The sequence below is a fragment of the Leucobacter chromiiresistens genome, assembly GCF_001477055.1.
GTDB lineage: Bacteria > Actinomycetota > Actinomycetes > Actinomycetales > Microbacteriaceae > Leucobacter > Leucobacter chromiiresistens_A.
Genome location: NZ_LDRK01000113.1, coordinates 1 through 2,933, shown reverse-complemented (window position 1 = coordinate 2,933; position 2,933 = coordinate 1). Strand labels below are relative to the sequence as shown.

Genomic DNA, 2,933 nt, shown 5'->3' with positions numbered 1-2,933 from the left:
CGGGACAGTGGAGTCGGGGCTTGGGCGCGCCGGTGCACGCGGTGGGGTGGGGGGGGGCCACGGAGCGGGCGTCGGTCTCTGAGGCTGTGCGGGTGGGGGCGGGCCGAGCGCCTGCGCGCTCGCCGGGCCCCTGCTCGCTCGCCGAGCGCCTGCTCGCTCGCCGAGCACCTGCTCGCTCGCCGGGCGCCTGCCAATCCGACGCGCGCGGCCGAGGGTCTCGGCGGCTCGGCAGGGCTTCGGCGCCGGGCGCGCCGTTCGGGCGCGCCGTTCGAGCGTGCCGTTCGAGCGGAGGAGCGGAGGAGCGGGGGAGCGGGGGGTCAGAGCGGCAGCGGCGCGCCCGCCTGCTGCGCGTACAGCGCGATCGCGCGGCGCGCGTCGGCGACGGTGATGCTGCCGCCTCCCGTGATGTGGAGCCCGTAAGCGTCCTCGAGCGCGACGAGGTTCATGGCGATGTCGTCGAGGGGCCCGGTGAGCGAGAAGTCGCCCGCGGCGACCCCCTCGGCGAGTATGCCCCGGAAGAGGTCGAGCTGCTCGCGGTAGAGCCGCTGCACGAGCTCGTCGTGGAGGGGCGACTTGCCCCCGAGCACGTCGAATTCGTACAGCAGGCTCATGAGCGCGTCGTCGGGCCCGGTCGGCAGCCCGGCGGTGATGGCGACCGCGAGCTTCGCCGGAGCCCCGACCTCGCGGGCGACCAGTTCGGCGCGCTCGGCGCCGACGCGCTCCATGCCCGCGGCGTGCGCCTCGACGAGGATCGCGTCGAGGTCGTCGTAGTAGTAGAGCAGGGCGCCCCGGGTGACGCCCGCCTGGTTGGCCACGTCGGTGAGCGAGAGGCTGCGGAGGCCGTGCTGCGCGGCGGCGGCGAGCGCGGCGTCGACGACCTCCTTGCGTCGCTGCTGCTGGGTGCTCGGGCGGGCCATGCCTGCCAGTATGCCAGCCGAGCCGGTCGCCCCGAGCGACCGGGGTCGATTGCGGAGGGTGTCGTGCCCGCGCAACCCGTCGACACTCTCCGCAAGTGACCCCGCTCGCACCCGGGCGCAGAGAGGGCGGGGCGGAAAAATGGTCGCCGCGCGTTATTTGACATTCGCGTAAATTAATTTACTGTTGAGTAAAAGAACTCGGCGGATCGCCGTCGAGCCGAACGCGTAGGAGCTGACATGGCCGTCGACACCCTCTTCACCGGAGGCCGCATCCGAACCTTCGACCCCGCCCAGCCGTGGGCGGAGGCGCTCGGCGTCACCGATGGACGCATCTCCTACGTCGGGCCCGCCGCCGACGCCCCGGCCGCACGCCGCACAGTGCAGCTCGAGGGCCGCCTCCTCACCCCGGGCGTCGCCGACACGCACAACCACCTCCTGCTCGGCTTCGACGACCTCGCGGTCAGCCTCGACCAGGTGCAGAGCCTCGACGTGGTGCGCGCCCGCATCGCCGAGTTCGCCGAGACCCACCCCCAGCTCGACTGGATCTGCGCCGAGAACGCCCTGTACTCGGTCGTCGAGGGCCGCCGCCCCCGTGCCGACGACCTCGTCGGCGTCACCGACCGGCCGGTCTTCATCACCACCTACGACCAGCACTCCGTCTGGCTGAACCGCCCCGCACTCGCGAAGCTCGGCATCCTGGGCGGCGGCGACATCGCCTGGGGCAACCCCGAGATCGACGCCGCGACGGGGGAGCCGACCGGTTGGGTCACCGACTTCTACACGAGTGCCATGACCATCGCCGGCCTCGCCGAGCTGCAGCGCGACATCCCCATGTACTCACCCGATCGGCGCTACCGCAAGATCACGAACAGTCTGGAGATGGCCGCGCGATCCGGCATCACGTCCGTCGTCGAACCGCAGGTGCCCCTCGCCGAACTCGACCTGTTCGCACGCGCCGAGCGCGAGGGCCGGCTCACCAGCCGAACGACCGCCGCGATCTACCACCCGGTCGGCGCCGACGGAGACTTCCGGGCGCGCATCACCGATGCCATCCGCGAGACGCCGCAGCACGAGCGCTTCACGCTCGGCCCGGTGAAGCTCTACGCCGACGACGTGATCGAACCGCACACCGCCGCCATGCTCGAGGACTACGCGAACCGCCCGGGGCACCGCGGCCGCCCGAGCCTCGAACCGACGGAGTTCACGAAGCTCTTCATCGAGCTCGACCGCCTCGGCTACCAGGTGCACACGCACGCGACCGGCGACTGGGGCATCCGGCTGACGCTCGACTCGATCGAGGCGGCCCAGCGGGCGAACGCGCGATCGGGCGCGACCCGGGACACCCGGCACGGCATCGTGCACGTCGAGTGCCTGGCCCCCGAGGATCTGCCGCGCTTCGCCGAGCTCGGCGTCGTCGCCGCCATGCAGCCGCGGCACGCGTCGCCCGACCTGGTGGCGGGCACATGGATGGAGAACGTCGGCGAGGCCCGGTGGGATCGGGCGTGGCGCTTCAAGTCGATGATCGAATCCGGCGCGCGCGTCACGTTCTCGAGCGACTGGCAGGTCGGCGAGATGGATCCGCTCATCGGGCTGTACAGCGCCATGACGCGCGCCCGCCTCGACGGCGGCGACGCCTGGACCGTCGAGGAGCGACTCGACCTCGATCGTGCGCTGCGGGCCTACACGCTGGGCGGCGCGGAGGCCTTCCACCGCGAGCACGAGGTGGGCGCCCTGCGGGTCGGCGCACTCGCCGACGTCGTCGTCTGGTCGGGCGACCTGTACGCCATGGAGCCGGCGGAGCTGCTCGAGCAGCGCGCGGACCTCACCGTGGTCGGCGGCTCGCCGATCCACGACGTCCGGGGCGAGCTCGGCGGCGTCGCAGCGGCCGCGCACGGGCAGGATCCGGCCGGCGCCGGTCAGTCCTGCGCCGAACCCGCCGCGCCCGCCGCGCACGCGCACGGCCACGCCCACACGCACTGACCCGGAGCACCGGTCCGCACCGAACCGAACCGCACC

Annotated in this window: 2 protein-coding genes; one reads left to right on the top strand and one right to left on the bottom strand. The window is 72.9% G+C overall.

The genetic code is table 11. The features are described from left to right. Positions 1-317: 317 nt before the first annotated feature. Entirely contained in the window at positions 318-917 is a 600-nt protein-coding gene (locus NS354_RS11975; protein WP_058594694.1) for a TetR/AcrR family transcriptional regulator, read from the bottom strand. Between the two features lie 237 nt (positions 918-1,154). Here NS354_RS11975 and NS354_RS11970 point away from each other — a divergent pair, with 237 nt between their 5' ends. Then, positions 1,155-2,897 (top strand): amidohydrolase, encoded by a 1,743-nt coding sequence (locus NS354_RS11970; RefSeq protein ID WP_058594693.1) that lies wholly within the window; start codon positions 1,155-1,157, stop codon positions 2,895-2,897. Positions 2,898-2,933: the final 36 nt, after the last annotated feature.